The following is a 25,960-nucleotide window of genomic DNA, read 5'->3' as shown; positions in this document are numbered from 1 at the left end:
CGCGCCGCGCGGCAGCACCGTGGCCCAACAACGCATGACCTTCCCCGACATCACGCCCGATCTCAAAGCCGCGATGCCTGAGTTGCGCGGGCGGTTATTGGCGAACCAGTCGCTGGCCGAGTTGACCTGGTTTCGGGTCGGCGGTCCGGCGCAGGTGCTGTTCACGCCGGCGGATGAAGCCGATCTGGCGTACTTCCTCGCGCATCTGCCGCAGGAGCTTTCGGTCTATGTCGTCGGCGTCGGCTCCAATCTGATCGTGCGCGATGGCGGTTTGCCCGGTGTGGTGATCCGGCTCAGTCCGCGCGGGTTTGGCGAGACCAGCGCCCATGAAGATATCGTCAGCGCCGGAGCGGCGGCGCTCGACAAGCGCGTCGCCGAAACCGCGGCGGCGGCTAATCTCGGCGGGATGGAATTTTTCTTCGGCATTCCCGGCACCATCGGTGGCGCGCTGCGCATGAACGCCGGGGCCAATGGTTCGGAGACCAAGGACGTTTTGATCGAAGCCTCCGGCGTCGGCCGTGACGGCAAGCTTCATCGCTTTGCCAATGCCGACATGAAGTTCGTCTATCGCAACAATGGCGTCGATCCTTCGATCATTTTCACGTCGGCGCGTTTTCGTGGGTTACCCACCGCGCCGGAAGCCATTCGCGCGCGGATGAGCGAGGTGCAGAGCCACCGCGAGACCGCGCAGCCGATCCGCGAAAAAACCGGCGGCTCCACCTTCAAGAATCCACCCGGCAACAGCGCCTGGAAGCTGATCGATGCCGCCGGCTGCCGCGGCCTGCGCGTCGGCGGCGCGCAGGTGTCGGAGATGCATTGCAACTTTCTGATCAATACCGGCACCGCGACCGGCCACGATATCGAGACCCTGGGCGAGACCGTGCGCACGCGGGTCAAGGAAAACACTGGAATTGAGCTACACTGGGAAATCAAACGGATTGGAATAGCGGCGTAGTCGTCATTCCGGGGCGCTCGCAAGCGAGCGAACCCGGAATCTCGAAGAGGCAATAAGGAGATTCCGGGTCTGTGCTTTCAGCACATCCCGGAATGACGAAAGAGCGGAACGAAATGATGCGCATCACCATTCTTTTCGGCGGCACCAATAAAGAGCGCCTGGTCTCGGTCGCGACCGCGCAGGCGCTGCATACGGCGTTGCCGGAGGCCGATCTGTGGTTCTGGGATATCGATGACAGCGTGCATCAGGTCCAGTCCGAAAAGCTTCTCGGTCATGCCAGGCCGTTTGAGGATCCGTTCAAGCCCGACGGCGTCGGTGTCGCGATCGAACTGGCGCTGGACAAGGCCAAGGCGGAGGATCGCCTGCTGGTGCTCGGCCTGCATGGCGGCCGGGCGGAGAACGGCGAATTGCAGGCGATGTGCGAAATGCGCGGGGTCGCCTTTACCGGTTCGGGCTCGGCCTCGTCGCATCTCGCCTTTGACAAGATCGCGGCCAAGCAGTTCGCGGCGCTTGCTGGTGTCAAGGCGCCGGCTGGCGTCGCGCTTGGGGATGCCGAGAAGGCGCTGGCCGAGTATGGCCGGTTGATCGCCAAGCCGGCACGGGATGGATCGAGCTACGGCCTGATCTACGTCAATGCCAGGCAGGACCTCGTCGCCGTGCGCAACGCCGCCAAAACGGAAGAATATGTGATCGAGCCGTTTATCTCAGGCACGGAGGCGACCTGCGGCGTGCTGGAGCAGGCGGACGGTTCTGTTATCGCGCTGCCGCCGATCGAAATCATCACGGCGGATGGCGGGTTCGATTACACTGCGAAGTATCTGGCCAAATCGACCCAGGAAATCTGCCCGGGGCGCTTTTCGCCCGAAATTAGCGCTGGGATCATGGACCTTGCAGTTCGGGCGCACCGGGCGATGTCGTGCAGCGGCTATTCGCGTTCGGACTTCATCGTCTCGGCGAAAGGGCCGGTCTATCTGGAAACCAACACCTTGCCCGGCCTGACCAAGGCCTCGCTCTACCCGAAGGCGCTCAAGGCGCAGGGCATCGAGTTTATTGATTTTTTGCGTGGCCAGATCGAGCTTGGGGCCAAACGGGCGCAAAAATAGCGGGCTGACCGCGTCGCTTCCGGCCGGGGGGCGGAACCGCGGCGTTGCTAAAATCCTACAATTGTTGGGCAAAGTGTTCAGCCGGCACACCAAATCGTACCCAGTTGGTACCTACTTTACCCTTTGTTTACCAGGAAGTCCGAAGGTTAACGCTGGCGGCGCATGTGGCGTTTGGCTGCCGGGGCGTGAGCTGTTGCGGATTTCCGCTTCGACGACCGCATCGAGGGATCAGATGGCCTCTTTCCAGCTTGAGGCCAGCCCGCAACCCGGCATGACCGAGACGTCATCTGTGCCAGAACCCGCAAGCTTTTGCGGGCAAACATGTGACGAGCTCGTGCAATGGATGGTGCAGGACGCCTCGCTCGGTCGTTGAGATCGCTGGGGCCCCAAGCTGACCTGAAAGCGGCCGCCGTTGGGGCGGTCGTGCTGTTGCGCGAGTGGCTGGCCGAAAAGCGGGCGATCGCCGCCGTAAAGCGCGCGCCGGCCAAGCCCAAAGCGCGTCTCGACCGTGCCGAAGAGGCGCCCCGTCTGATCGCGCTCGTGGAGCGCTATCTTCCGCATCGTGTTGGCGTGATCGCAACCGTGCTGTTGCTGCTGGGCAGCGCCGGGTTCGGCATCGTCAGGGGTGGCCATCTCGAGGAATTCACCGCCGCGCTGAGCGATAGCCGCAACGCGATGGCCAATTCGGCCGGGTTCCGGATCACCACCGTCGGAATCAACGGCCGCAAGCAATTGTCCCAGGATGAAATACTCGCGATCGGGGGCGTCAACGGCCGCTCCTCGCTGCTGTTCCTCGACGCCGCCGCGGTGCGCGACCGGCTGAAAGCCAATCCCTGGATCAGCGACGCAACGGTGCTGAAATTCTATCCCGGGCAGTTGCGGATCGACATCGTCGAGCGCACGGCGTTCGCGCTGTGGCAGCAGGATGGCCGCCTGTCGGTGATCGCCGATGACGGCGCGGTGCTCGAACCCTACGTGTCGCGCCGCTTCCTGACGCTGCCGCTGGTGGTCGGCAAGGGCGCCGAAACCCGCGCCCGGGATTTCCTGGCATTGCTGGCGCGCTATCCGCAGGTCAATTCGGTGACCAAGGCCGCGATCTTTGTCGGCGAACGGCGCTGGAACCTGCGCCTCAAGGACGGTCTCGACGTCCGGCTGCCGGAAAACGAGGTCGGCAACGCGCTGGCTTCGCTGAGCAAGCTCGACAAGGACGACCGGCTGTTTTCCCGTGATATCGTCGCCGTCGATATGCGGCTGCCGGACCGGCTGACCGTGCAATTGTCGGATGATGCGGCGAAAGCCCGCGAAGACCTGTTCAAGGACAAGAAGGCCAAGAAGAAAGCCGGTGACGCATGACCGGCTTCGAACGCAATCAGACCCCGAAGACGCGTCCGATGCCGCAGAAGCGCACCGCGCTGGTGGCCTCGCTCGATATCGGCACCAGCAAGATCGCCTGCATGATCGCGCGGTTGCGGCCGTGCCCGCCGAACGAAGCGCTGCGCGGGCGCAGCCATGCGGTCGAACTGATCGGCTACAGCCAGATCCAGTCGCGCGGCGTCAAGGCCGGGGCGGTGGTCGATCTCGCCGAATGCGAACAAGCGGTGCGCCAGGCGGTGGCATTGGCCGAACGCATGGCCAAAGTTCGCGTTGAATCGGTTTTGCTGTCGGTTTCGGCAGGCCGGCTGCAAGGCCAGTTGATCGAAGCCGCGGCCGACATCAAGGGCGGCGCGGTGACTTCGGCGGACATTAGCCGCGTCACCTCCACCGGCATGCACCACGCCACCGGCGAGGGCCGCACGGTTTTGCATGCGCTGCCGGTCAGCTACGCGCTGGATGGCGTCAAGGGCATCCGCGATCCCAAGGGCATGGTGGCGCGGCAGTTCGGCGTCGACATGAACGTGGTCACGGCGGACGCGACGGTCGCCAGGAACCTGATGCTGGTGGTCGAGCGCTGTCATCTCAACGTCGAAGCCATGGCCGCAAGCCCCTATGTGGCCGGTCTCTCGGTGTTGACGGATGATGAAGTCGATATCGGCGCCGCCGTGGTCGAGATGGGCGCGGGCACCACCACGATCGCGACCTATGCCGGCGGCCGCTTCGTGCATGCCAGCGGATTTGCGCTCGGCGGGCAACACATCACGATGGATCTTGCACGCGGCATCAGCGCATGCATTGCGGATGCCGAGCGAATCAAGACGTTATATGGCACCGTGCTGACCGGCGGGTCCGATGCGCGCGAGTTGATGTCTGTGCCGTCGGCCGGCGACAACGAGCGGGATGTTCCACAGGTCGTCTCCCGCGCCACCATCGCGAACATTATCCGGCACCGCGCCGAGGAGATTTTTGAAATGGTCAGGGACCGGCTTGCCGATTCCCCCTTTGCGTCCGAACCGAAGGCCCGCGTTGTCTTGAGCGGTGGCGCATCGCAGCTCTCCGGAACGCTTGAATTGGCGACCCAGATTCTCGGCCGCCCGGTGCGGATCGGCCGTCCGCTCGGGTTTGGCCGGCTGCCCCATGAGGCGAAGAGCGCGTCGTTCGCGGTCCCCTCGGGCCTCCTGGTCTATCCGCAATACGCTCATCTTGAACACGTCGAACCGCGGCATACGCGGCAGCTTCGGACAGGGACTGACGGCTACTTCGGAAAAGTCGGCCGATGGCTTCGTGAGGGCTTCTGATGAAACTTTTCCGCACCCTCCCATTTTCACCACTTCCCGCGGCCGCCGGCCGGGGCGAACCAACGCGCGCGTCGTAATCGAGAGGCAACCATGGCACTCAATCTAACACCCCCTGACATCAGCGAGTTGAAACCGCGGATCACCGTGTTCGGCGTAGGTGGCGCGGGCGGCAATGCCGTCAACAACATGATCACCGCCGGATTGCAGGGCGTCGATTTCGTCGTCGCCAATACCGACGCGCAGGCGCTGACCATGTCCAAGGCGCAGCGCATCGTGCAGATGGGCACCCAGGTCACCCAGGGCCTCGGCGCCGGTTCGCAGCCGGATGTCGGCGCTGCCGCGGCGCAGGAAGTCATCGATGAAATCCGCGATCATCTCTCCGGCGCCAACATGGTGTTCGTCACCGCCGGCATGGGCGGTGGTACCGGTACCGGTGCGGCCCCCGTCATCGCCAAGACCGCGCGCGACATGGGCATCCTCACCGTGGGCGTGGTCACCAAGCCGTTCCACTTCGAAGGCCAGCGCCGCATGCGCACCGCCGAAGCCGGCATTGCCGAGCTGCACAAGGTGGTCGACACCCTTCTGATCATCCCGAACCAGAACCTGTTCCGGGTTGCCAACGAAAAGACCACCTTCGCCGACGCGTTCGCGATGGCCGACCAGGTGCTCTATTCGGGCGTCGCCTGCATCACCGACCTGATGGTCAAGGAAGGCCTGATCAATCTCGACTTCGCCGACGTCCGCGCCGTGATGCGCGAAATGGGCAAGGCGATGATGGGTACCGGCGAAGCCTCCGGCGACAAGCGCGCTTTGACTGCAGCCGAAGCCGCGATCGCCAATCCGCTGATCGACGATTCCTCGATGAAGGGGGCCCGTGGCCTCTTGATCTCGATCACCGGCGGCAAGGACCTGACGCTGTTCGAAGTCGACGAAGCCGCGACCCGAATCCGCGAAGAAGTCGACCAGGACGCCAACATCATCGTCGGCGCCACCTTCGACGAGAGCCTCGATGGCGTGATCCGCGTCTCCGTCGTGGCGACCGGCATCGAACAGGCCCTGATCTCGCGCAATGCGACCGCCCCGGCTGCTCCCGTGACCAATGCGGTGGCCCCGGATACGCGTTTGGCCGATCTGACCGCGCGGTTGCGTGCCGACAACGCGCGCTTGGCCGAGCGCGCCGCCCAGAAGATGGAAGCGCCCGCCATGGCGCCGCAGCCGGCTCCGGTCGTTGCCGCGCCGCAGCAGCAACGCGCTTCCGGTAGCGTCGAACGTGCCGCCCTGGCTGCAATTGCCGCCGCGGTCGCGCCGGAAACTTCACAGCCGGCGATGTCGGCGCCGCTGCAGCCCGCCTCCTACGGCGACGTCACGGTTCGCCCGATCGCGCAGAAGCCGTCGCTGTTCCCGGATCATGATGTTGCTCCGGTCGCAATCCACGAGCCGGCGATGCCCGAGACGTTCATCCCGCAAGCGGCTGAGCGGGCGCCGTCGCGCACCCCCCGGATGCCGAAATTCGAAGACCTGCCGATGCCCGCGCAGAACGAAATCCGGCAGGCCCGCGGTGAAGTCGAGGAAGAGCATCCGCAGAAGACCCGGATGTCGCTGCTGCAGCGTCTCGCCAATGTCGGCCTCGGCCGCCGCGACGAAGAGAGCGAACCGCCGATCGCGGCCCGCGCCTCCGGTCCGGCGATGGCGCCGATGCCGCCGCTGCCGGAACGCAAGCCGCAGCGCAGCGTCGCACAGCAAATCGCAGCCAGCGAACCGGTATCTGAATACGCTCGCCGGCCCGCTCCGCAGGGATTGGACGTCCATGGCCGCCCGGCACCTGTTGCCGCCGCGCCACAGGGCGACGACCATCTTGATATCCCGGCCTTCCTGCGCCGCCAGTCGAACTGAAGTTTGTTACAATTCCGACGACCCTGGAGGCCCTGGCTGGATCAGCCGGGGCCTTCTTCTTTTTTAAGGGTTGGAATAGTCGCTTCAGAGCCAAGCAACTGATTATAAATGATTAATTATGCATTTCGTGGTGAAGTGAAAAAGCCAAACTGCCTCTGGCAGCGGCGGAGTTTGGTCAACCTTTGGCGTGAATACGGCAGAGATTGGGTAACAATCCGTAAAAAAGCGTGAGTTGGCGTGCTTTGAGGCAATCACTATGGTCTGCCGTGACTTGGGGATACTTCGAGACGAATCGACGCAGGTTTGGGTCGGTCTGAACTCTTGGTAAAGTCAGTGGGCAATTTTCGCATGAAGTTTAGCCGGCAGACAACGCTTCGCTCGCAAGCCACCGTTACAGGTGTCGGCGTTCACTCAGGGTTGCCTGTCAGTCTGACGCTCGGGCCTGCATCTGTCGATGCGGGCTTTGTTTTTGTTCGCACCGGCCTCGATGGTTGCGACCGCGAAGTTCAGGCGACGGCAGAAGCCGTGATCTCCACCGAACTCGCGACTGTGCTGGGCGACCGTGAGGGCCCGCTGGTCTCCACCGCGGAGCATGTCCTTGCTGCACTGCGGGGCATGGGCGTCGATAACGCCACGATCGAAGTCGATGGTCCGGAAGTTCCGATCATGGACGGCAGCGCCGCTGCTTTCGTCGCCGCGATCGAGCAGGCCGGTATCGTTACCCAGTCGGCATCGCGCCGTTTCATTCAGGTGCTCAAGCCCGTGCAGGTCACGATGGGCGCCTCGTTCGGCGAGTTGCGGCCCTATGCGGCTGGCTTCCGCGCCGAAGTCGAGATCGATTTCACCAATCCGGCGATCGGCCGTCAGAATTATACGCTCGATCTCAGCGCGGAACGGTTCCGCCGCGAGATTTCACGCGCCCGCACCTTCGGGTGCATGAACGATGTGGCGCAGCTCTGGAGCGCAGGTTTCGCGCTCGGTTCCTCCTTTGAGAATTCGGTGGTGTACGATCAAACCCGGATCCTCAACACCGAAGGCCTGCGCTATCCCGACGAATGTGCGCGTCACAAGGTTCTCGACGTGATCGGCGACCTCGCGCTGGCCGGATTGCCCCTGCTGGGCGCTTTCCGCTCGGTACGCGGCGGTCACAAGCTCAATCACGCGGTGCTGACGGCCCTCTTGGCCGATCGCAGTGCTTGGCGGGTAGTCGAGGCGGAAACCGCACGCCGTCCGCGCGGTCACGCCGAGGCCGGCAGTGGCATGGCTGGCGGCATGATCGCCCCGGCCTATGGTCCGGACGTTTCCTGACTTTCGCTTGCGAAATGTCCTGACTTTGCTTTCCTGACGCTTTGCTTACCTGACATTTTGGCTGATCAGGCGCGGTAACCAAGATTGGCCGCGATCGCTCGCAGCTGCCTTAATCCGGGCGAAATGCCTGCGTATTCGGTTGGTTATGGGACTTTTTTCGGTTAAAAAGGCGTGCGGTTGCATGTATGGCGCCGCGAGTCATTTACCGCGTCTATGACCATGTTCAGGGCGCGCGGCGGGCACCGCATCACAGCACAGGCGTCAGGTCTTGATTTTATGTCGGTACAGCGCATGACGCTTGGATTTCACACGATCTCGTCTGGTCTGCGCCGGTTTGCGCTGCCGCTGCGCCTGGCCGCGGGCCTTGCCGTTGTCGGGATTCCGCTGAGCGGCTGCAGCTCCATGACCGAGACCTACGACAAGGTTTTCAACAAGGACGAGACCTTCGTCGAGGAGCCTGCGGACAAGCTCTATAATGAGGGCCTGTTCCTGATGAATGACAGGCACGACCCGAAGCAGGCCTCGAAGAAGTTCGAGGAAGTCGATCGCCAGCATCCTTATTCCGACCTGGCGCGCAAATCGCTGCTGATGTCGGCCTATGCCTTCTACACCGCCAACGATTACGACAGTTGCATTGGTGCTGCGACGCGCTACGTCACCCTGCATCCGGGCAGCCCCGACGCTGCCTATGCGCAATTCCTGATCGCGGCCTCGCATTACGACCAGATCCCCGACATCACGCGCGATCAGGGCCGGACCGAAAAGGCCATTGCCGCGCTGGAAGAAGTGGTCCGCAAATACCCGACCTCGGAATATGCCGTCAGCGCCAAGGCCAAGCTCGAAGCCGCGCGCGACCAGCTCGCCGGCCGCGAAATGAATGTCGGCCGCTACAACATGCAAAAGCGCAACTACATCGGCGCCATCAACCGCTTCAAGACCGTGGTGACGCAGTATCAGACCACCCGGCATGTCGAGGAAGCGCTGGCCCGGCTGACCGAGGCCTATATGGCGATCGGTATCGTCAGCGAGGCCCAAACCGCTGCGGCCGTGCTTGGGCACAATTTTCCTGACAGTCCCTGGTACAAGGACGCGTATAATCTAGTAAAGTCCGGTGGCCTCGAACCGACCGAGGACAGAGGGTCCTATATTTCGCAGGCCTTCAAGAAACTGGGTCTTGCTAGGAATTGATTTCACATGCTGGCGCGTCTTTCGATCCGTGACATCGTCCTGATCGAACGGCTTGATATCGAGTTTTCCCGTGGCCTTGCGGTTTTGACCGGTGAGACCGGGGCGGGCAAATCCATCCTTCTCGATGCATTCGCGCTGGCGCTCGGCGGCCGCGGCGACGCGAGCCTGGTGCGGCATGGCGCGGAGCAGGGCCAGGTCACCGCGGTGTTCGATATCCCCAAGGGCCATCCGGCCTCGGCGATTCTTGGAGACAACGGCCTCGACGATACCGGTGAAATGATTCTCCGCCGCGTGCAGCTTGCCGATGGCCGCACCCGCGCCTTCATCAACGATCAGGCGATCAGCGTGCAGACCCTCAAGGCGGTCGGCGCGGCTTTGGTTGAAATTCATGGCCAGCATGACGAACGCGCGCTGGTCGATGCCTCGACCCATAGGCAATTGCTCGACGCGTTTGCCGGCCTGGAAAAGGACGTCGCGGCACTTGAACTGTTGTGGGACGCAAGGCGCGCGGCCAATACGGTGCTCGATGAACATCGCGCCGGCATGGAGCGCGCGGCCCGCGAAGCGGATTATCTGCGCCATGCCGCCGATGAGCTGAAGAAGCTGGCGCCGAAGGACGGCGAGGAAACCACGTTGGCCGGCCGCCGCACCTCCATGATGCAGGGCGAGAAGATCGCGACCGATTTGCGCGAGGCGCAGGACGCCGTCAGCGGCCATCACTCGCCGGTCGCCGCATTGTCCGCGGCGGTGCGCCGGCTGGAACGGCGGGCGGGAAATTCGCCGACCCTGGTCGAGCCCGCGGTGAAGGCGATCGACGCCGCGATCAACGCGCTGGAGGAAGCCGACCAGCACCTCAGCGCGGCGTTGATCGCGGCGGATTTCGATCCGTCCGAGCTTGAGCGCATCGAGGAGCGGCTGTTTGCGCTGCGCGCCGCCGCGCGCAAATATTCGACGCCGGTCGATGGCCTCGCGGCGCTAGCCGCGAAATACGCTTCGGATGTCGCGCTGATCGATGCCGGAGCGGATCAACTGACCAGGCTGGAGAAGATCGCGGCCGAGGCCGACAAGCGTTACAGCGCGGCTGCGACCAAACTTTCCGCGGCGCGGACCAAATCCGCCGAAAAACTCAACAAGGCCGTCAACGCCGAACTCGCGCCGCTGAAACTGGAGCGCGCCAAATTCATGACGCAGGTCGAGACTGATTTGAAATCGCCGGGGCCGCAGGGCTTCGATCGCGTCGAATTCTGGGTCCAGACCAATCCCGGCACCAGGGCCGGTCCGATGATGAAAGTGGCCTCCGGCGGTGAGCTATCGCGGTTCCTGCTGGCGCTCAAGGTGGTGCTGTCCGACAAGGGATCGGCGCCCACGCTGGTGTTCGACGAAATCGACACCGGGGTTGGCGGTGCGGTGGCCGATGCGATCGGCGCGCGGCTGGCGCGGCTCGCGGGCAAGGTGCAGGTGATGGCCGTGACCCACGCGCCGCAGGTCGCCGCCCGCGCCAGCCAGCATTTGCTGATTTCAAAGGACGCGCTCGACAAGGGCAAGCGCGTCGCCACCCGCGTCAACGCACTCGCCGCCGATCACCGCCGCGAAGAAATCGCCCGCATGCTGGCCGGCGCCGAGATCACCGCGGAGGCCAGGGCGGCGGCGGAACGACTGCTGAAGGCGGCGACGGCGTAATATCCTCCGTCATTCCGGGACGATGCGCAGCATCGAACCTCAGATGCGCAATTGCGCATCGGGGAATCTCGAGATTCCGGGTCTGGTCCTTTCGGACCATCCCGGAATGACGAATCCATCAATCAGCAAATGGATTCATACAAATCCTCCCACTGTGGATTTTTCTCTTCAATTAGCTTGGTCTTCCAGGCCCGCTTCCACTTCTTTATTTCTTTCTCGCGGGAAATCGCGGAAATTGGATCATCGTAGATTTCGAACCAAACAAGTCGTGTGATATTATATTTGGATGTGAAGCTGCGGACGGCTTTTGTTCGGTGTTCGAAAATCCGGCGCACGATATCGTTTGTTACCCCGATGTAGGTTGCTCCATCTTTTCTGCTTGCGAGTATGTAGACGTAGTAGGCCATGACTTTCATCACTCTCAACGTCGTCATTCCGGGGCGTGCAAAGCACGAACCCGGAATCTCGAGATTCCGGGTCTGGTCCTTCGGACCATCCCGGAATGACGGGTTACAATTTATCTCATGACAGCAAAACCAAAAAAATCTCCCCCCGCCGTCGATGCCCTCACCAAGGCGCAGGCGAAGGTTGAGCTGATGCGGCTGACGCTGGAGATCGAGGGGCACGACAAGCGTTATTATCAGGACGATGCGCCGAAGATTTCTGACGCCGCGTATGACGAGCTGCGCAAGCGATTCAACGCGATCGAGGCGCGGTTTCCGGAATTCGTCACCGGCGATTCGCCGTCGCAGAAAGTCGGCGTCGCGCCGTCTGGACGATTCAAGAAGGTCCGCCACGCGGTCCCGATGCTGTCGCTCGACAACGCCTTTGCCGAAGAGGATGTCGTCGATTTCGTCGGCCGCATCCGGCGCTTCCTGAAACTTGGCGACGAAGACGAGATCGATTTCAGCGCCGAGCCGAAGATCGATGGTCTGTCGATGTCGCTGCGCTATGAGGGCGGCGAACTCGTTACCGCCGCGACGCGTGGCGATGGTACGGAGGGCGAGGACGTCACGGCCAACATCCGTACGCTCGAGGATGTGCCGAAGAAACTGAAGGGCCGCAATATTCCTGACGTCTGCGAGGTGCGCGGGGAGGTCTACATGACCAAGCAGGCGTTTCTCGCGCTCAATGAGCGGCAGAAGGCCGCCGGCGAGACGATTTTCGCCAATCCGCGCAATTCAGCCGCCGGTTCGCTACGTCAGAAGGATCCCGGCATTACCGCCTCGCGTCCCCTCGGCTTCTTTGCCTATGCCTGGGGCGAGATGAGCGATATGCCGGCCGATCTGCAATCCGGCATGATCTCCTGGTTCGAGCGCTGCGGTTTCAAGACCAATCCGCTGACCAAACAATGTCATTCGGTCGAGCAGTTGATCGCGTTCCATCGCAAGATCGAGGAGCAACGCGCCGGGCTCGATTACGATATCGACGGCGTGGTCTACAAGGTCGACCGGCTCGACTGGCAGGAGCGTCTTGGCTTTGTGTCGCGCACGCCGCGCTGGGCGATCGCGCATAAATTCCCGGCCGAGCGTGCCATCACCGTGCTGCGGGATATCGAGATCCAGGTCGGGCGCACCGGTTCGTTCACGCCGGTTGGCAAGCTTGAACCGGTCGGCGTCGGCGGCGTCATCGTGCAAAATGTTACGCTGCATAACGAAGACTATATCCGGGGTATCGGCGGCGACGGCGAGCAATTGCGCGAGGGTCGCGATATCCGCATTGGCGACACCGTCGTGGTGCAGCGCGCCGGCGATGTGATTCCCCAGATCGTCGACGTCGTGATCGACAAGCGGCCGAAGACTGCCAAGGAATATCATTTCCCGAAGAAATGCCCGTGCCCGCTGCATACCGATGTGGTGCGCGGCGAAACTGCGACCGGCGAGGAGGGTTCGCGCGCGCGCTGCACCGGCGAGTTCGCCTGCCCCTATCAGAAGATCGAGCACTTAAAACTGTTCGCCTCGCGCCGCGCTTTCGATATCGACGGGCTCGGCGAAAAGCAGATCGAATTCTTTTTCGAGCAGGGATGGGTAACAGAGCCCGCCGATATCTTCACGCTGCCGAAGCGCAACGCCAAATTCAAGCTTGAGGAGATCGAAGGCTACGGCGAGACATCGGTGCGCAATCTGTTCGCCTCCATCGAGGCACGGCGCAATATCTCGCTTGAGCGTTTTATCTTCGCGCTCGGCATGCGTCATGTCGGCGAGACCACCGCGCTGGCGCTGGCGCGCGGCTACGGGTCGTGGACGGCGTTTCACGATGCCTGCCTGAAGGTCACGAAAGACGACGAGGAAGCCATCGCCGAGATGGATGCGCTCGACCAGATCGGCGACACCGTGATCGCCAGCATCAAGGCCTATTTCGGCGAGAGCCATAATCGCGGGATCGTCGAGCGGCTGACCAAAGAGGTCACCATCCTCGACACCGAAAAGCCGAAGAGCAATTCGGCGGTCGCCGGCAAGACGGTGGTGTTCACCGGATCGCTGGAGAAGATGACGCGCGACGAAGCCAAGGCGACGGCGGAACGTCTGGGTGCGAAGGCCGCGGGCTCGGTGTCGAAGAAGACGGATTATGTGGTGGCGGGGCCGGGGGCGGGTTCGAAACTCGCCGAGGCCAAGAAGCATGGCGTGACCGTGCTGACGGAGGACGAGTGGTTGAAGCTGGTCGGGGAGTGAGATTGGACCCGCCGTCATTGCGAGGAGCGTAGCGACGAAGCAATCCACTCTTTCTTGCTGCCCGATGGATTGCTTCGCTTCGCTCGCAATGACGATCTTCCAGGCTGATCGGGTAACCCTCTACAACAACCCCGATTCTTCCTCTTCCGCCTGCTCGATCAACTCCTCGCTCACCACCACCGTCCGCCTCGGCACCAGGAACACCATTGTCGAGGCGCAGGCCAGCGACAAGACAAGGACGGCGATGTTGAGCGGCACCGGCGTTGTAAAATGCCCGCCTAGATAAGCTCCGAACTGCGAGATAAACGAGCCCAGCCCCATCTGCAGAAATCCCATCGCGCCCGAGGCGGTGCCGGCGGCTTCCGGGCGTACGCTGATCGCGCCGGCGGCTGAGTTCGACATCACGAAGGCGTTGGCGAACATCACCAGCATCTGGGTGCCGAACAGCCAGGACGGCGATTGATTGAGCCCGGCGATGCCCCAGACGAGATTCAAAAAGCTGCCCAGCAGTTGCAGCGCGAGGCCGAACCAGATCAGCCGTTCCAGCGAGTGCCGCGGCGCGAAGCGCACGCAAAACAGATTGCCGATCAGATAGGCAAAACCGGTCGTCGCGAACCATGCGCCATATTCGGCGCTGGAGCGGCCCATCTGCGTCACGACAATATAGGGACCGCCGCCGGCGAAGGCGAAGATGATCTGCGAGGCCAGCACCTGGCACAGCATATAACCGAGGAAAGCGCGGCTCTTGAACAGATTGCCGACATCGCCGCGAAACCCGCCGGCCTCGAGGCGATCGCGGCGCGTCTCCGGCAGCGCGATGGCGATGCCTGCGCCGATCGCGATCGAGGCGGCGGTGATGACATAGAAGATCGAGCGCCAGCCGAAGGCGATTTCCAATAGGCCGCCGGTCAGCGGGCTCAGCATTTGCGCGATCATCATCACCGCGATCACAAGGCTGATCATGGAGCTGATGCGTTCGCGGCTATAGAGATCGCGGATGATGGCGCGGCTTACCACCATGCCGGTGGCGCCGCCGAGCGCCTGCAGAAACCGCGCCGCGATTAGTTGCGGCAGCGTTTCGGCGAAAATGCAGGCGGCACTCGCCACCACCATCAGGCAAAGGCCGGCCAGCAGCACCGGACGGCGTCCGAATTTGTCGGAGAGTGGCCCCATGATGATCTGCGAGCAGGCGATACCGACCATATAGAGCGACACCGTCATCTGCGCGATCGAGATATCGCGGCCGAAGGTGGTGGCCAGCAGCGGCAGCGCCGGTACCAGCATATAGAGCGAAATCGGCGCCACGCCGGTCATCGCGACCAGCAACAGCAGCATGATCCGCGGTGGCGCGTTACTCGCGATGCCGTTCGCCGCCCCCGGCGGCTTGCCTGCTACTCCGTGCATGAAGGCCTGACCCAATCCTGTGAATCAGGACTCTAGCGTTATCTCGCGCCTGCAACATGGCCGTTTCGGAATGCGGCTATTCGTTTTTCGGGAGGCGGTGAAAAGGCCGGTAAAGCGCTGCCGTAGCCACACATACCGCCGTCATCACCCGCGAAAGCAGGTGATCCAGTATTCCAGAGGCGGTTGTGATTAAGCCGAGAAGCTGCGGCGTACTGGATACCCGCCTGCGCGGGTATGACGACCTAATGCGATATGGCGACCGGCGCTAGAACTGCGTAGAACTACGCCGACAGCGGCGCCGTCGCGTCATCCAGCCACAGCTTCGTCGCCTCATCCACATGCGAGCGAACCGCGTGGCGCACTTTCGCGTGGTAATCGTTGAACCAGCTCAGCTCATCGCCGCTGAGCATATTGAGATCGACCAGCCGGCGATCGATCGGCGCCAGGGTCAGCGTCTCGAACGTATTCACCGGCTTTTCGGCGCCGGCGATATCGGCGGCGGCAACGACCAGTTCGAGGTTTTCGATCCGAATCCCAAAACCGTCGGTCTTGTAGTAGCCTGGTTCATTGGAAAGGATCATGCCCCGGCGCAGCGGCGCGGTGCCGAGCTTGGAAATTCGCGCCGGGCCTTCATGCACCGACAGATAACTGCCGACGCCATGGCCGGTGCCGTGTTCGAAATCGATGCCGGCCTGCCACAGATATTGCCGCGCCAGCGTGTCGATCTGCGCGCCGGTGGTGCCGTCCGGGAATAGCGCGCGGGCAATCGCGATATGGCCGCGCAGCACGCGGGTGAAGCGGTCGCGCATTTCATGGGTCGGCGCGCCGATCGCGATGGTGCGGGTGACGTCGGTGGTGCCGTCTTCATATTGCGCGCCGGAATCGATCAGCAGCAGATCGCCTAGCGCAATCCGCCGGTTGGTCTTGCGGGTGACGCGATAGTGCACGATGGCGCCGTTCGGCCCGGTGCCGGCAATCGTCGGAAACGAGACATCCTTCAGGGCGCCGGTGTCGCGGCGGAAGCTTTCCAGCGCCTCGACGGTGTCGATCTCGGTCAGCGCACCGGAGGGCGCCTCGCGGTCGATCCAGGCGAGAAAACGCGCCAGCGCCACTGCGTCGCGCCGATGCGCCGTTTTGGTGCCCTCGATCTCGGTCGCGTTCTTGACGGCTTTGAGGAGACTGACGGGATCATTGCCGCGCACCGGCTTGCCGCCGGCTGCCGTTATCAGGCGGCTCAACGCGTCGGCGGCAGTCGCGCTGTCGAGCGCGATCGACGCGCCGCTTTTCGACAATTCGGTGAGCCTTGCCGTCAGCGTATCGGGTTCGGCGACATCGGCGGCCTGTTCGAGATGGTTGCGGGCGCTGTTGGAGAGCTTGCGGTGATCGATGAAGATGACGGGGCGGCCGTCCCTGGGCACCAGCGCGTAGGACAGCGGCAGCGGCGTATGCGACACGTCGGCGCCGCGGATGTTGAAGGTCCAGGCCACCGCATGCGAATCCGACAGCACCAGCGCCTCGACACCCAGCCGCGCGATCTCCTGGTGAATCCGTCCCAGTTTGGCGGCCTCAGATTCGCCCGAGAATTGCGGGCCGTGAACGCTCACCGCGCCTAGCGGCGGGGCAGGGCGTTCCGTCCATACGGAATCCAGCGGATTGCTGTCGACGGCGACCAGTTCCGCGCCGGCCTTGGCGCAGGCCGCGGCCAGCCGCTCGGCTGCCGCAAAAGTGTGCAGCCAGGGATCGAATCCGAGGCGGTCACCGGCGGCCAGGTGCTTGGTCAGCCAGCTCTCGGGCGGCGGATCGATCAGGGATTCAACGTTCCACGCCTTGGTATCGACTTGTTTCGCCGCCTGCAGCGTATAGCGGCCATCGACGAATATCGCGGCCTCCCGGGAGAGCACGATCGCAAGCCCGGCAGATCCGGTGAAGCCGGTGAGCCACGCCAGCCGTTCTTCGGAGGGCGCAACATATTCGTTTTGCTGCGCATCGGCGCGGGGAACGACGAATCCGGTCAATTTCCGCCGGGTCAGTTCCTCGCGAAACGCGGATAGCCGTGCGGTCAGCGCTACGCCGCTTTCGGGTTCGTCGAACGTCTGGAAATGGGCTTCGAACATCATCCGCTACTTTAGGAGCAGGTGGAGAAACCTGCAATGCAACGCAAATTGCTTTTGATTTGGCATAACATATGCTTGAATTATTCTACCTGCATTAGACGGGGATAAAGCGGTTGGTGTCACAAACCGTTCGTCTAACACGGTCCGGGGAAATACCAGGAGTGTTTCAACTCAACGACGAGGGGATACACCATGCCCGCCTTTACGTTTGAGAAAATAACGCCTCCGTCCAGCGGGCCCGTTTCGTCCGTGGCGAAGAACGTCGGGCCGTCGGTCGCCAAGAAACAGCGCGGCGTCATCGTTCAAATCCTGGATCGTTTCGTCGAGACCCGCGTCAAGCGCACGTTGAGCGACGAAAAGGGTGTTGCTGCCCGCAAGCCGAAGTCGCGCTAGCTAGCACCGTCATTCCGGGGCGATGCGCAGCATCGAACCCGGAATCTCGAGATTCCCCGATGCGCAATTGCGCATCTGAGGTTCGCTCGTTTCACTCGCGCCCCGGAATGACGTTGAGAACTTATCCCTCCTTCCGCATCAACAGGCTGCTCCAGCCCTCGATCTGAATGTGCCGTTTTAAAACAAGTCCGCGCGTCCGATACGCCGCGATCACGCTTTGCGCCTGATGCGGCAACAGCCCGGATAGTATCACCAGCGCCGAAGGCGCCAGATGCCCAGCCATCGCCGTTGCCATCTGGCGCAGCGGATTGGCGAGGATATTCGCTAGCACCAGGTCAAACGGCCCGCGCTGTGCGAACTCCGGTGCCGCAAAGCCAACCGCCTGGATCGTTTCCACCAGGTCGCCGGTCCCATTGAGTCTTGCATTCTCATGCGCGACCCGCACCGACAGCGGATCGATGTCGCTGGCCAGCACGCCGATCAGCAGCGCTTTGGCCGCGGCAATCGCCAGCACGCCGGTGCCGGTGCCCAAATCGAGCACCCGCCGCGGACGATAGGCTTTCAGCACGGAATCCAGCAGCAGCAGGCAGCCGCGCGTGGTGCCGTGATGGCCGGTGCCGAACGCCAGCGCGGCCTCGATCTCAATGCCAAGTTTGTTGGGCGGAATCCGCGCGCGGTCATGATGGCCATGCACGATGAAGCGTCCTGCGCGCACCGGAACCAGCTCTTCCAGCGTAGCCTTGACCCAGTCCTTGGCCTCGACGGTGTCGAAGGTGATGGCCTGCGCGACGTCATCGCCGGCGGCAATGCCGACGAGTTCGCGGATCGAGACTTCATCCGGCGGGTCGGCGAAATGTACCGTGATGTCCCAGCGTCCGTCCGGGCGCTCAAACGCCGCGATCGCGGCCTGGCCCTCGAAAAAACTCTCGGTCAACAGATCGACCACGCGCTTGGCAGTCTGTTCGCTGCCGATGGCGAAGGTGGCGCGGTGGGTACTGGGCGTGATGGTATTCATGAACAATCCGGAAATTTCAGAACAGGCGAAATCGATTACGCGCAAACCTATTAGACATGCGGGCGGTGACAGACGGCTTCGATGTTGTGGCCGTCGGGATCGAGCACGAATGCGCCGTAGTAATTCTCGTGATAATGCGGGCGCAATCCCGGCGCGCCGTTGTCCTTGCCGCCGGCCGCGAGCGCGGCCTGATAGAACCGCTCGACGGTCACTCTATCCGGCGTCGCAAAGGCGACATGGGCGCCGGTTTGGGCAACGCCTTTGAGGCCGATCCAGAAGAAAGGCTTGCCGCCCACGCCATAGCCGGCGCAATCGTTCTCGACGTGCAGCCGCTCGATGCCGAGCGGGCGCAACGCCGCATCGTAAAATGCCTGCGAGCGCTCGATTTCGCGCACGCTAAAAGTGACGTGATCCAGCATCCTTGGCCTCCATGGTTCTTCTCTCATCCCGTCGATATCAAAGCCGGGCGCGGGTCGATAGGGCAGGGCTCTGAAATATTCTTGCCCGAGCTGTCGGAGGCGCGCCGCCTTAAACGTCCTGTGGCAGGCTGCAATGGGCGGCGATTTTAATGGGAAAGGATTTCGGATGAACAGGGGTCAGGGTCAATCAGAAGAAGCGGCAGTCCGCAGCGTCATCGAGTCCTGGACATCAGCGGTGCGGCGCCGGGATATCGACGGAATCCTGAAAAACCATTCGCCTGACATCGTCATGTTCGATGTACCGCCGCCGTTTCAATCCCGGGGCATCGAGGCCTACCGGAAGACGTGGGACATGTTCTTTTCCTGGACGCGCGATCCGATCCCCTTCGATGTCGCCGACATGAACGTTATCGTCGGCGATGACGTCGCCTTTGTCGTGGCGGCGATGGGATGCGCTGAACCGGGAAGCGACGGCAAGCCAAAACCCCTCGCTTTTCGTCTGACGGTCGGGCTGCGCAAGATCGGAGGACAATGGACCATTGTGCATGAGCATCATTCGGTCCCGGCGGTGGATTAGAGGCCGGTTCAAGCTGTTCTGAAGAATTGGAATGGAGATTTGCAGCATGGCGAAGCTCGTCTTTGGAATGAACCAGTCGCTTGACGGTTACATAGACCACATGGAGTTTGCGCCAGGTCCGGTGCTCTTCCGTCACTTCATCGAGCAGGTGCGCGGCTTGGCCGGCAGCGTGTACGGTCGCCGTATGTACGAGGTGATGCGCGTTTGGGACGAAGACCGTCCCGAGTGGGACGCGGCGTTTCGTGACTTCGCGGCGGCGTGGCGGAGCCAGCCAAAGTGGGTCGTGTCGCGCTCGCTCAAGTCAGTCGGCCCCAACGCCACCCTTGTCGCAGATGATCTCGTGGCGGTGATACGTGGGCTGAAGGCCGAACTCGCCGGGGAGATTGAAGTCGCGGGACCAGATCTGGCGCGAAGCCTGACCGACCTTGGTCTCATTGATGAGTATAGACTCTACCTCCATCCCATTGTGCTTGGCCGCGGCAAACCATTCTTCGCCGGTCCCCGGCCGCCGCTCCGCCTTGTGGCCAGCGATCGGATTGGCGAGGACGTGATCAGGTTGACCTACGTTCCTGCGTGATCACGCAACTCGCTGGAGTGGATCGCGCCGACGCGTCAGGCCGACTTTGGCGCGTGAGAGGAAATTCAAACTGAGAACCACAGGTTATCCCCCGAACCATACCGAGTTTCCCACAGTCTTCTGCCGGGGATTTACCCCGCAACCACACAGCTTCTCCCCAAGCTTATCCCGGCGTCATCCACCGGTTTTCCACAGCCTGTCCACCGGCTTGTGAACCGGTTGTCCACGCCATCGGTGCCCCGTCAGCTATCCGCCAACCGCTTCAGCGTCGCGCGAAAGCTCAGGCTGCGGTTGCCGGATAAAGTGGTGCCGAACACTTCGGCCTGGTCGCCGGCGAAGGTGCCTGAGAACCCGCTGGAGACTTCCTGGCCGGCGAATAACGGGCGAGCGGTGGGGTCGGGAAACCTGGTGTGCTGATTGGTGGTCAGTGAACCTTTCCAGGTCCCGTTGCCGACACTGTAGGATCCAACAGACCAGAAATAGGGTCCGCCGCCGAGAAATTTGCCGTCCATGAGAATGAGAATACCACTGTCGCGGCCTCTGACGCCGTCGAGCATGTGAATGTGGATCGAATAAAGCCCATTCTTCATTGAAAATACTGCCGCTCCTTCGATCAGCGACGCTGAAAAATCCATTCTAGCTTGAAAGTTACCGGTGATTGAGACTCGAAGTGCTGCTTTGGGGCATTGCCGCTATGCACAGGCTTTTCCCAACGTCATCCACCGGTTATCCACAATTTTATCCACCGCCGGGCGGGCTGGTAAACCAACACCAGACGATGACGATGGCGATGTTGCCGCGGAGGTTGCGCGCCTTTTTGCGCGTTGTAAAACTTGTGACTTGTGCGGGCCGCAACCGGCGCGGCCTTAATCCTGTCGTTAGGCTGCGCTCAACTTTTAGCCGGTAACGATAAGAATCAGGGGGAGAGTGTCATGAATGGAAAGAAATATGCGGCCGAAGCGATCGGGACGTTTTGGCTGACCTTTGCGGGCTGCGGCAGCGCGGTCATCGCCGCGGCGTTTCCACAGGTCGGCATCGGGCTGGTCGGGGTGTCCCTGGCTTTCGGGCTGAGTGTCGTGACCATGGCCTATGCGATCGGTCATGTCTCAGGTTGCCATCTCAATCCCGCCGTGACGGTGGGTCTCGCGGCCGGTGGACGTTTTCCGGCCGCGCAGGTCGTGCCTTATATCGTCGCTCAGGTGATCGGCGCGATTGCGGCGTCGGCGTTGCTGTATGTGATCGCGAGCGGCGCGGCCGGGTTCGACGTGACAAAAGGCTTTGCGTCGAACGGCTATGGCGTGCATTCGCCGGGGCAGTATGGCGAGGCCGCCTGCTTCATCATGGAAGTCGTGATGACCATGATGTTTCTGTTCATCATCATGGGCGCGACCCATGGCAGCGCGCCGGCCGGCTTTGCGCCGCTGGCGATCGGACTGGCGCTGGTGATGATCCATCTTGTCAGCATCCCCGTCACCAATACGTCGGTGAATCCCGCGCGCAGCACCGGTCCGGCGCTGTTCGTCGGCGGATGGGCGTTAGCGCAGCTCTGGATGTTCTGGGTGGCGCCGTTAATCGGCGGCGTGCTGGGCGGCGTGATCTATCGCTGGCTCAGCGGAGAGCCGACCGGCACGGTGCAGGGCCGGGGATGACGAGCCTTTATATTTGACGCGTTTTCTTCACGCGAACCGGTACCCACTTCGCTCGAAAACGCTTTACCCAAACAGCGCGCGGTGATCCCCAAGGATCACCCGCGCGGCGTTGTGGCCGGGGGCGCCGGTGACGCCGCCGCCGGGATGCGCGCCGCTGCCGCAATGATAGAGCCCCTTCAGCGGCCCGCGGTAATCGGCATGGCCGAGCATCGGCCGCGCCGAGAACAATTGATTGAGCGACAGTGCGCCATGAAAAATGTCGCCGCCCAGCAACCCGAATTGACGCTCCAGATCTGATGGAGACAGCACCTGACGGCCAATCACGCTCGCCGCAAAACCTGGCGCGTATTTATCGACCGTCGCGATCATGAGATCGGCGACCTCGTCGCGGTGATCGTCCCACGACCGCCCATCGGATAATTCTGGCGCGACGTGCTGGCAGAACAGACTGGCGACATGCTGCCCTTTTGGGCTGAGCGTGTCGTCGAGCGTCGAGGGGATCAATACCTCGACCACCGGCTCGCGGCTCCAGCCCTGTGCGCGCGCGTCCAGCCAGGCGCGGTCCATATAGTCGAGGCTCGGCGCCAGGATGATTCCGGCGGTGAGATGATCGCCGGTACCCGGAAGCGCGGTGAACGAAGGCAGGGAATTGAGCGCGACATTCATCCGGAATGTGCCGGAGCCGTTGCGCCAGTTTTTGATGCGGCCAAGAAAATCCGCCGGCAGCGCATCCGCCGATATCAGCCGCGTATACAGCAGTTTCGGATTGACGCTGGAGGCGACATATTTGGCGCGCACGGTTTCGCCGTTGTCGAGGATCACGCCGACGGCGCGGTCGCGCTCCACGATCACCTCGCGCACGCCGGCCTCGAGCGCGATATCGGCGCCATGGCTGCGCGCTGCCTTGGCCATCGCCTGGGTGATCGCGCCCATGCCGCCGATGGCGTGGCCCCATACGCCTTTCTTGCCGTTCACCTCGCCGAACGCGTGATGCAGCATCACATAGGCCGAACCTGCCGCGTAGGGGCTGGCGTAATTGCCGACGATCGCGTCGAAGCCGAACAGCGCCTTGACCAGATCGCTCTCAAAGGTCTCGTCGAGCATCTCGCCGGCCGAGCGCGTGAACAGATCGAACAGGCTGCGCTGTTGTTCGAGCGATAGCTTGCGCAGGATGTTGGCGGTGCCGAGCGCGTTGAAAGCCTCGCGGACCGAACCCGCACTAAACCCTTCGACGATGTTTGGCGGCGCACGCAGCAGGAATTGCCGCAGTACATCGGCGATCACTTCAAGTTCGCGCGTGAACGCGTCGATCTTGATGGCATCGCGTTCGCTGAGTTTGGCCACCGACTGATGGGTGCGGCCTTCGCCGGTCAACAAATAGCGGCTGTCGGGCGCGGGGAGGAAATTTTGCGCGCGGCGCTCGACGATCCGCAGGCCGTGCTCGGCCAGTTTCAAATCCGCTGTGATTTGCGGGTTGAGCAGGCTGACCGTGTAGGCCGCCACCGAATTGCGAAACCCCGGATGAAACTCCTCCGTGACCGCCGCGCCGCCCACCACCTTGCGGCGGTCGACGACCTTCACGCGCAGCCCGGCCATCGCCAGATAGGCCGCGCAAGTGAGGCCGTTATGCCCGGCTCCGATGATGATGACGTCAGTTTCTGTCATGGTTGTTTCAAGAAGTTTCCCGTTCGACCTTGCCCGTCATTCCGGGGCAGCGCGCAGCGATGAACCCGGAATCTCGAACGCCAGACCTGGACTATCGAGATTCCGGGTTCGATGCTTCGCATCGCCCCGGAATGACGAGACTAACCCTTAGCGGACGCGTCGATATCAGCACAGCGTCAAGTGATGATTTTGTAACCTGCCCCCCGCATTGCCCGCCGCGTCGGCCTATGCTCCATTGCCGCTCCCGCCACCGGCGCCCGCCGGAGTTGTTCCGGAGCCTTTATGTCTTCATCTGATACGTCCGTCGCTGCCGGCAAGCCTTCCGCCGGCCGGAACCGGCTGGTGCTAACAGTCTATACCGCGGCGATTTTTGTCAGCGCGCTGTTGCTGTTCTCGGTGCAGCCGCTGTTCACCAAGATGGTGCTGCCGCGGCTCGGCGGATCGCCAGCGGTATGGTCGGTCGCGATGGTGTTCTTCCAGTCGCTGCTGCTCGGCGGCTATGCCTATGCGCATTATCTGATGCAACTGCGCAACCGCATGATCCCTGTAGTGGTGCATCTGGTGCTGCTGGTGATCGCGCTGTTGACGCTGCCGCTGTCGATCGCGGGCGGCTGGGGCGAGCCGCCGACCTCGGGCTATGCGGTCTGGCTGCTCGGCCTGTTCGCGGTCTCGATCGGGCTGCCGTTCTTTGCGCTGGCCGCGAACAACCCGCTGCTGCAGGCATGGTTCGTCCGGACCGGCCACCCTAACGGTCCCGATCCATACTTTCTTTATGCGTCCTCGAATATCGGCAGTTTCCTGGCGCTGTTGTCCTATCCGGTGCTGCTGGAGCCGATGTTCACGCTGCGCACGCAAAACCTGATCTGGACCGGTGGCTATGGCCTGCTGATCGTCCTGATCGCGGCCTGCGGCGTGTTGTTGCTGCGCTCGCCGGCCTCGGCCGTGGTCGATACGCTGGCCGAACAGACCGACACGCCGCCGCCGCCCTGGATGCTGCGCGCGCGCTGGATCTTCCTCGCCGCGGTGCCCTCGGGGCTGTTGATCGCGGTAACCGCGCATATTTCGACCGACGTCGCCGCCGCGCCGCTGCTATGGGTGCTGCCGCTGTCGCTGTATCTGTTGACCTGGGTGCTGGTGTTCCAGTCGCGCCCGCTGTTGCGGCATAGCTGGATGCTGTTGCTGCAGCCGCTGGCGATCGCGGGCGTGGTCGTGCTGCTGGCGGTCGGCGGCGAGCAGAACCTGCTGCTGACGCTGGGCGGTCATCTCGTCTGCTTCTTCGTCATCGCGATGGCCTGCCATGGCGAATTGGCGCGCACCCGTCCGGCGGCGAAATATCTCACCGGCTTCTATGTCGCGCTGTCGTTCGGCGGCATGGTCGGCGGGCTTTTTGCCGGCCTGATCGCGCCGTTCGCCTTCTCATGGATCGCGGAATACCCGATCCTGCTGGCGCTGGCGGCGTTGTGCCGGCCACCCGGCGGCGACGCGCGCCTGGCGCGCTGGAGCAACTGGTATTGGCTATTCCTTGCGGTGCTCACGGCGGTCTTGATTGTGCCGACCGTTGCGGACGGCAAGCTGATGGCGAAGGCGATGAGCTTCCTCAGCGATAACCGGGTCTGGGTGATCGGCGGCGTCGGTGTGCTCTCGGCGCTGCTGGCGCTGGGCCTCAACGCCAGCCGCTGGAAAATCTTTGCCACCGTCGCGGTCGCGCTGGTCTTGATCCGCGCCTATCCCTCGGATGACGGGCGGGTGGAAACCGTGCGCAGCTTCTTCGGCGTCCACAAGATCGTGGTAACGCCGCACGGCCAGTATCATGTGCTGATGCACGGCACCACGATCCATGGCGCGCAGAAATTCCAGAACGATGATGGCTCGCCGATATCAGGGCGGCCCGAGCCGATCACCTATTACCACAAGGACGGCGGCATCGGCCGCGCGATCACCGCGATCCGCAAGCGCAAGGGCGCGCCGCTGCGCGTGGCGGTGATCGGCCTCGGCTCCGGCACGCTGGCCTGCGCGTCGGAGCCCGGCGAGAGCTGGAAGTTCTTCGAGATCGATCAGTCGATGGTCGATACCGCGCGCGATCCGAAATATTTTACCTACATCAAAAATTGCATGCCCGATCTGCAGCCGGTGATGGGCGATGCGCGGCTGACCTTCGCGCGGGAGCCCGATGGCGTCTATGATCTGATCATCATCGATGCCTATTCATCGGACGCGATCCCGATCCACCTCGCGACGCAAGAGGCGATGAAGATCTACAAGGCCAAGCTCGCGCCGCAGGGCGCGGTGCTGATGCATGTTTCGAACCGGCATCTGGATTTAACCAGCGTCGTGGTCGGCATCGCCGCGGCCAACGATCTCAAGAGCTGGGTCTACAGCGAGGATTCCGGCCGCGACCCCGAATACATTTTTGCCACTTCTGTCGTCGTTTCAGCGCGCGAGGATGAGGATGTCGGCGAACTGGATTCGTCAGACGTGTGGGCCGAGACCGCAGCCGACAAGAACCAGCGGGTCTGGACCGACGATTATTCCAACGTGCTGGGCGCGGTGTATCGAAGGCTGCGCGATGGGGAGCAGTAGTTAGAGTATGAAGAGATTGGGCTGATCTCTCACAGCGACGGCGGCGAGCTCCCTCTCCCGCGTGCGGGGGAGGGTTGGGGTGGGGGCGCTTCAACA

At 62.6% G+C, this 25,960-nt stretch carries 21 protein-coding genes and 1 pseudogene; 15 read left to right on the top strand and 7 right to left on the bottom strand.

Annotated features, from left to right (window positions below):
* Positions 1-34 precede the first annotated feature (34 nt).
* The 9 genes and pseudogenes from murB (at position 35) to recN (ending at position 10,799) form a co-directional block, all read left to right on the top strand.
* The gene (gene murB, locus HB676_RS31325) at positions 35-955 is read left to right on the top strand and encodes a UDP-N-acetylmuramate dehydrogenase (RefSeq protein ID WP_213742415.1); all 921 of its coding nucleotides are present in this window, start codon (positions 35-37) and stop codon (positions 953-955) included.
* Between the two features lie 116 nt (positions 956-1,071).
* The gene (locus HB676_RS31320) at positions 1,072-2,058 is read left to right on the top strand and encodes an ATP-grasp domain-containing protein (RefSeq protein ID WP_213742414.1); all 987 of its coding nucleotides are present in this window, start codon (positions 1,072-1,074) and stop codon (positions 2,056-2,058) included.
* 44 nt (positions 2,059-2,102) lie between these two features.
* A pseudogene (locus HB676_RS33980) lies at positions 2,103-2,431 on the top strand (D-alanine--D-alanine ligase); the annotation flags it as partial.
* Entirely contained in the window at positions 2,398-3,411 is a 1,014-nt protein-coding gene (locus HB676_RS31315) for a cell division protein FtsQ/DivIB (protein WP_213742365.1), read from the top strand. The pseudogene HB676_RS33980 and the gene HB676_RS31315, both read left to right, overlap by 34 nt.
* On the top strand, positions 3,408-4,730 hold the full coding sequence (gene ftsA, locus HB676_RS31310; protein ID WP_213742364.1) for a cell division protein FtsA: 1,323 nt from the start codon (positions 3,408-3,410) through the stop codon (positions 4,728-4,730). Before HB676_RS31315 ends, ftsA begins: the two co-directional genes overlap by 4 nt.
* Before the next feature lie 90 nt (positions 4,731-4,820).
* A complete protein-coding gene (gene ftsZ / locus HB676_RS31305) occupies positions 4,821-6,623 on the top strand; it encodes a cell division protein FtsZ (RefSeq protein WP_213742363.1) in 1,803 nt (600 codons plus the stop codon).
* Positions 6,624-6,971: 348 nt separating this feature from the next.
* The gene (gene lpxC / locus HB676_RS31300; protein ID WP_213742362.1) at positions 6,972-7,931 is read left to right on the top strand and encodes a UDP-3-O-acyl-N-acetylglucosamine deacetylase; all 960 of its coding nucleotides are present in this window, start codon (positions 6,972-6,974) and stop codon (positions 7,929-7,931) included.
* Positions 7,932-8,207: 276 nt separating this feature from the next.
* Positions 8,208-9,119, top strand: a complete 912-nt coding sequence (locus tag HB676_RS31295) for an outer membrane protein assembly factor BamD (RefSeq protein WP_213742361.1) — start codon at positions 8,208-8,210, stop codon at positions 9,117-9,119.
* 6 nt (positions 9,120-9,125) lie between these two features.
* Positions 9,126-10,799 (top strand): DNA repair protein RecN, encoded by a 1,674-nt coding sequence (gene recN, locus HB676_RS31290; RefSeq protein ID WP_213742360.1) that lies wholly within the window; start codon positions 9,126-9,128, stop codon positions 10,797-10,799.
* 122 nt (positions 10,800-10,921) lie between these two features.
* Here the strand turns inward: recN and HB676_RS31285 are convergent, their stop codons facing one another.
* On the bottom strand, positions 10,922-11,206 hold the full coding sequence (locus HB676_RS31285; protein WP_213742359.1) for a GIY-YIG nuclease family protein: 285 nt from the start codon (positions 11,204-11,206) through the stop codon (positions 10,922-10,924).
* 117 nt (positions 11,207-11,323) lie between these two features.
* Between HB676_RS31285 and ligA the strand changes: the two genes are divergently transcribed.
* Entirely contained in the window at positions 11,324-13,471 is a 2,148-nt protein-coding gene (gene ligA, locus HB676_RS31280; protein ID WP_213742358.1) for an NAD-dependent DNA ligase LigA, read from the top strand.
* Between the two features lie 120 nt (positions 13,472-13,591).
* Here ligA and HB676_RS31275 read toward each other — a convergent pair whose 3' ends face one another.
* Positions 13,592-14,875 carry a multidrug effflux MFS transporter gene (locus tag HB676_RS31275; RefSeq protein WP_213742357.1) on the bottom strand — a complete coding sequence of 428 codons (1,284 nt, stop codon included), beginning with the start codon at positions 14,873-14,875 and terminating at the stop codon, positions 13,592-13,594.
* Positions 14,876-15,156: 281 nt separating this feature from the next.
* On the bottom strand, positions 15,157-16,989 hold the full coding sequence (locus HB676_RS31270) for an aminopeptidase P family protein (RefSeq protein ID WP_213742413.1): 1,833 nt from the start codon (positions 16,987-16,989) through the stop codon (positions 15,157-15,159).
* Positions 16,990-17,181: 192 nt separating this feature from the next.
* On the opposite strand from HB676_RS31270, the gene HB676_RS31265 reads away from it, so the two are divergent.
* On the top strand, positions 17,182-17,382 hold the full coding sequence (locus HB676_RS31265) for a hypothetical protein (RefSeq protein WP_213742356.1): 201 nt from the start codon (positions 17,182-17,184) through the stop codon (positions 17,380-17,382).
* A gap of 121 nt (positions 17,383-17,503) precedes the next feature.
* Here HB676_RS31265 and HB676_RS31260 read toward each other — a convergent pair whose 3' ends face one another.
* Together HB676_RS31260 and HB676_RS31255 are read right to left on the bottom strand one after the other, a co-directional pair.
* Complete coding sequence (locus tag HB676_RS31260; RefSeq protein ID WP_346347470.1) at positions 17,504-18,388, bottom strand: 50S ribosomal protein L11 methyltransferase; 885 nt, start codon at positions 18,386-18,388, stop codon at positions 17,504-17,506.
* A 59-nt stretch (positions 18,389-18,447) separates the two neighbouring features.
* Entirely contained in the window at positions 18,448-18,816 is a 369-nt protein-coding gene (locus tag HB676_RS31255; RefSeq protein WP_213742354.1) for a VOC family protein, read from the bottom strand.
* Positions 18,817-18,982: 166 nt separating this feature from the next.
* On the opposite strand from HB676_RS31255, the gene HB676_RS31250 reads away from it, so the two are divergent.
* Together HB676_RS31250 and HB676_RS31245 are read left to right on the top strand one after the other, a co-directional pair.
* Positions 18,983-19,393 (top strand): SgcJ/EcaC family oxidoreductase, encoded by a 411-nt coding sequence (locus HB676_RS31250; RefSeq protein ID WP_213742353.1) that lies wholly within the window; start codon positions 18,983-18,985, stop codon positions 19,391-19,393.
* Positions 19,394-19,439: 46 nt separating this feature from the next.
* Positions 19,440-19,970 carry a dihydrofolate reductase family protein gene (locus HB676_RS31245; protein ID WP_213742352.1) on the top strand — a complete coding sequence of 177 codons (531 nt, stop codon included), beginning with the start codon at positions 19,440-19,442 and terminating at the stop codon, positions 19,968-19,970.
* A 242-nt stretch (positions 19,971-20,212) separates the two neighbouring features.
* On the opposite strand, the gene HB676_RS31240 is transcribed toward HB676_RS31245, so the two are convergent.
* The gene (locus tag HB676_RS31240) at positions 20,213-20,560 is read right to left on the bottom strand and encodes a hypothetical protein (RefSeq protein ID WP_213742351.1); all 348 of its coding nucleotides are present in this window, start codon (positions 20,558-20,560) and stop codon (positions 20,213-20,215) included.
* 342 nt (positions 20,561-20,902) lie between these two features.
* Here HB676_RS31240 and aqpZ point away from each other — a divergent pair, with 342 nt between their 5' ends.
* Positions 20,903-21,619 (top strand): aquaporin Z, encoded by a 717-nt coding sequence (gene aqpZ, locus HB676_RS31235; RefSeq protein WP_213742350.1) that lies wholly within the window; start codon positions 20,903-20,905, stop codon positions 21,617-21,619.
* A 63-nt stretch (positions 21,620-21,682) separates the two neighbouring features.
* Here aqpZ and HB676_RS31230 read toward each other — a convergent pair whose 3' ends face one another.
* Positions 21,683-23,284 carry an NAD(P)/FAD-dependent oxidoreductase gene (locus tag HB676_RS31230; protein WP_213742349.1) on the bottom strand — a complete coding sequence of 534 codons (1,602 nt, stop codon included), beginning with the start codon at positions 23,282-23,284 and terminating at the stop codon, positions 21,683-21,685.
* A 282-nt stretch (positions 23,285-23,566) separates the two neighbouring features.
* On the opposite strand from HB676_RS31230, the gene HB676_RS31225 reads away from it, so the two are divergent.
* On the top strand, positions 23,567-25,864 hold the full coding sequence (locus HB676_RS31225; RefSeq protein WP_213742348.1) for a fused MFS/spermidine synthase: 2,298 nt from the start codon (positions 23,567-23,569) through the stop codon (positions 25,862-25,864).
* Positions 25,865-25,960 lie beyond the last annotated feature (96 nt).

The organism is Bradyrhizobium sp. dw_411 (genome assembly GCF_018449695.1).
Lineage (GTDB): Bacteria > Pseudomonadota > Alphaproteobacteria > Rhizobiales > Xanthobacteraceae > Bradyrhizobium.
This window is presented reverse-complemented; position numbering and strand designations above follow the sequence as displayed.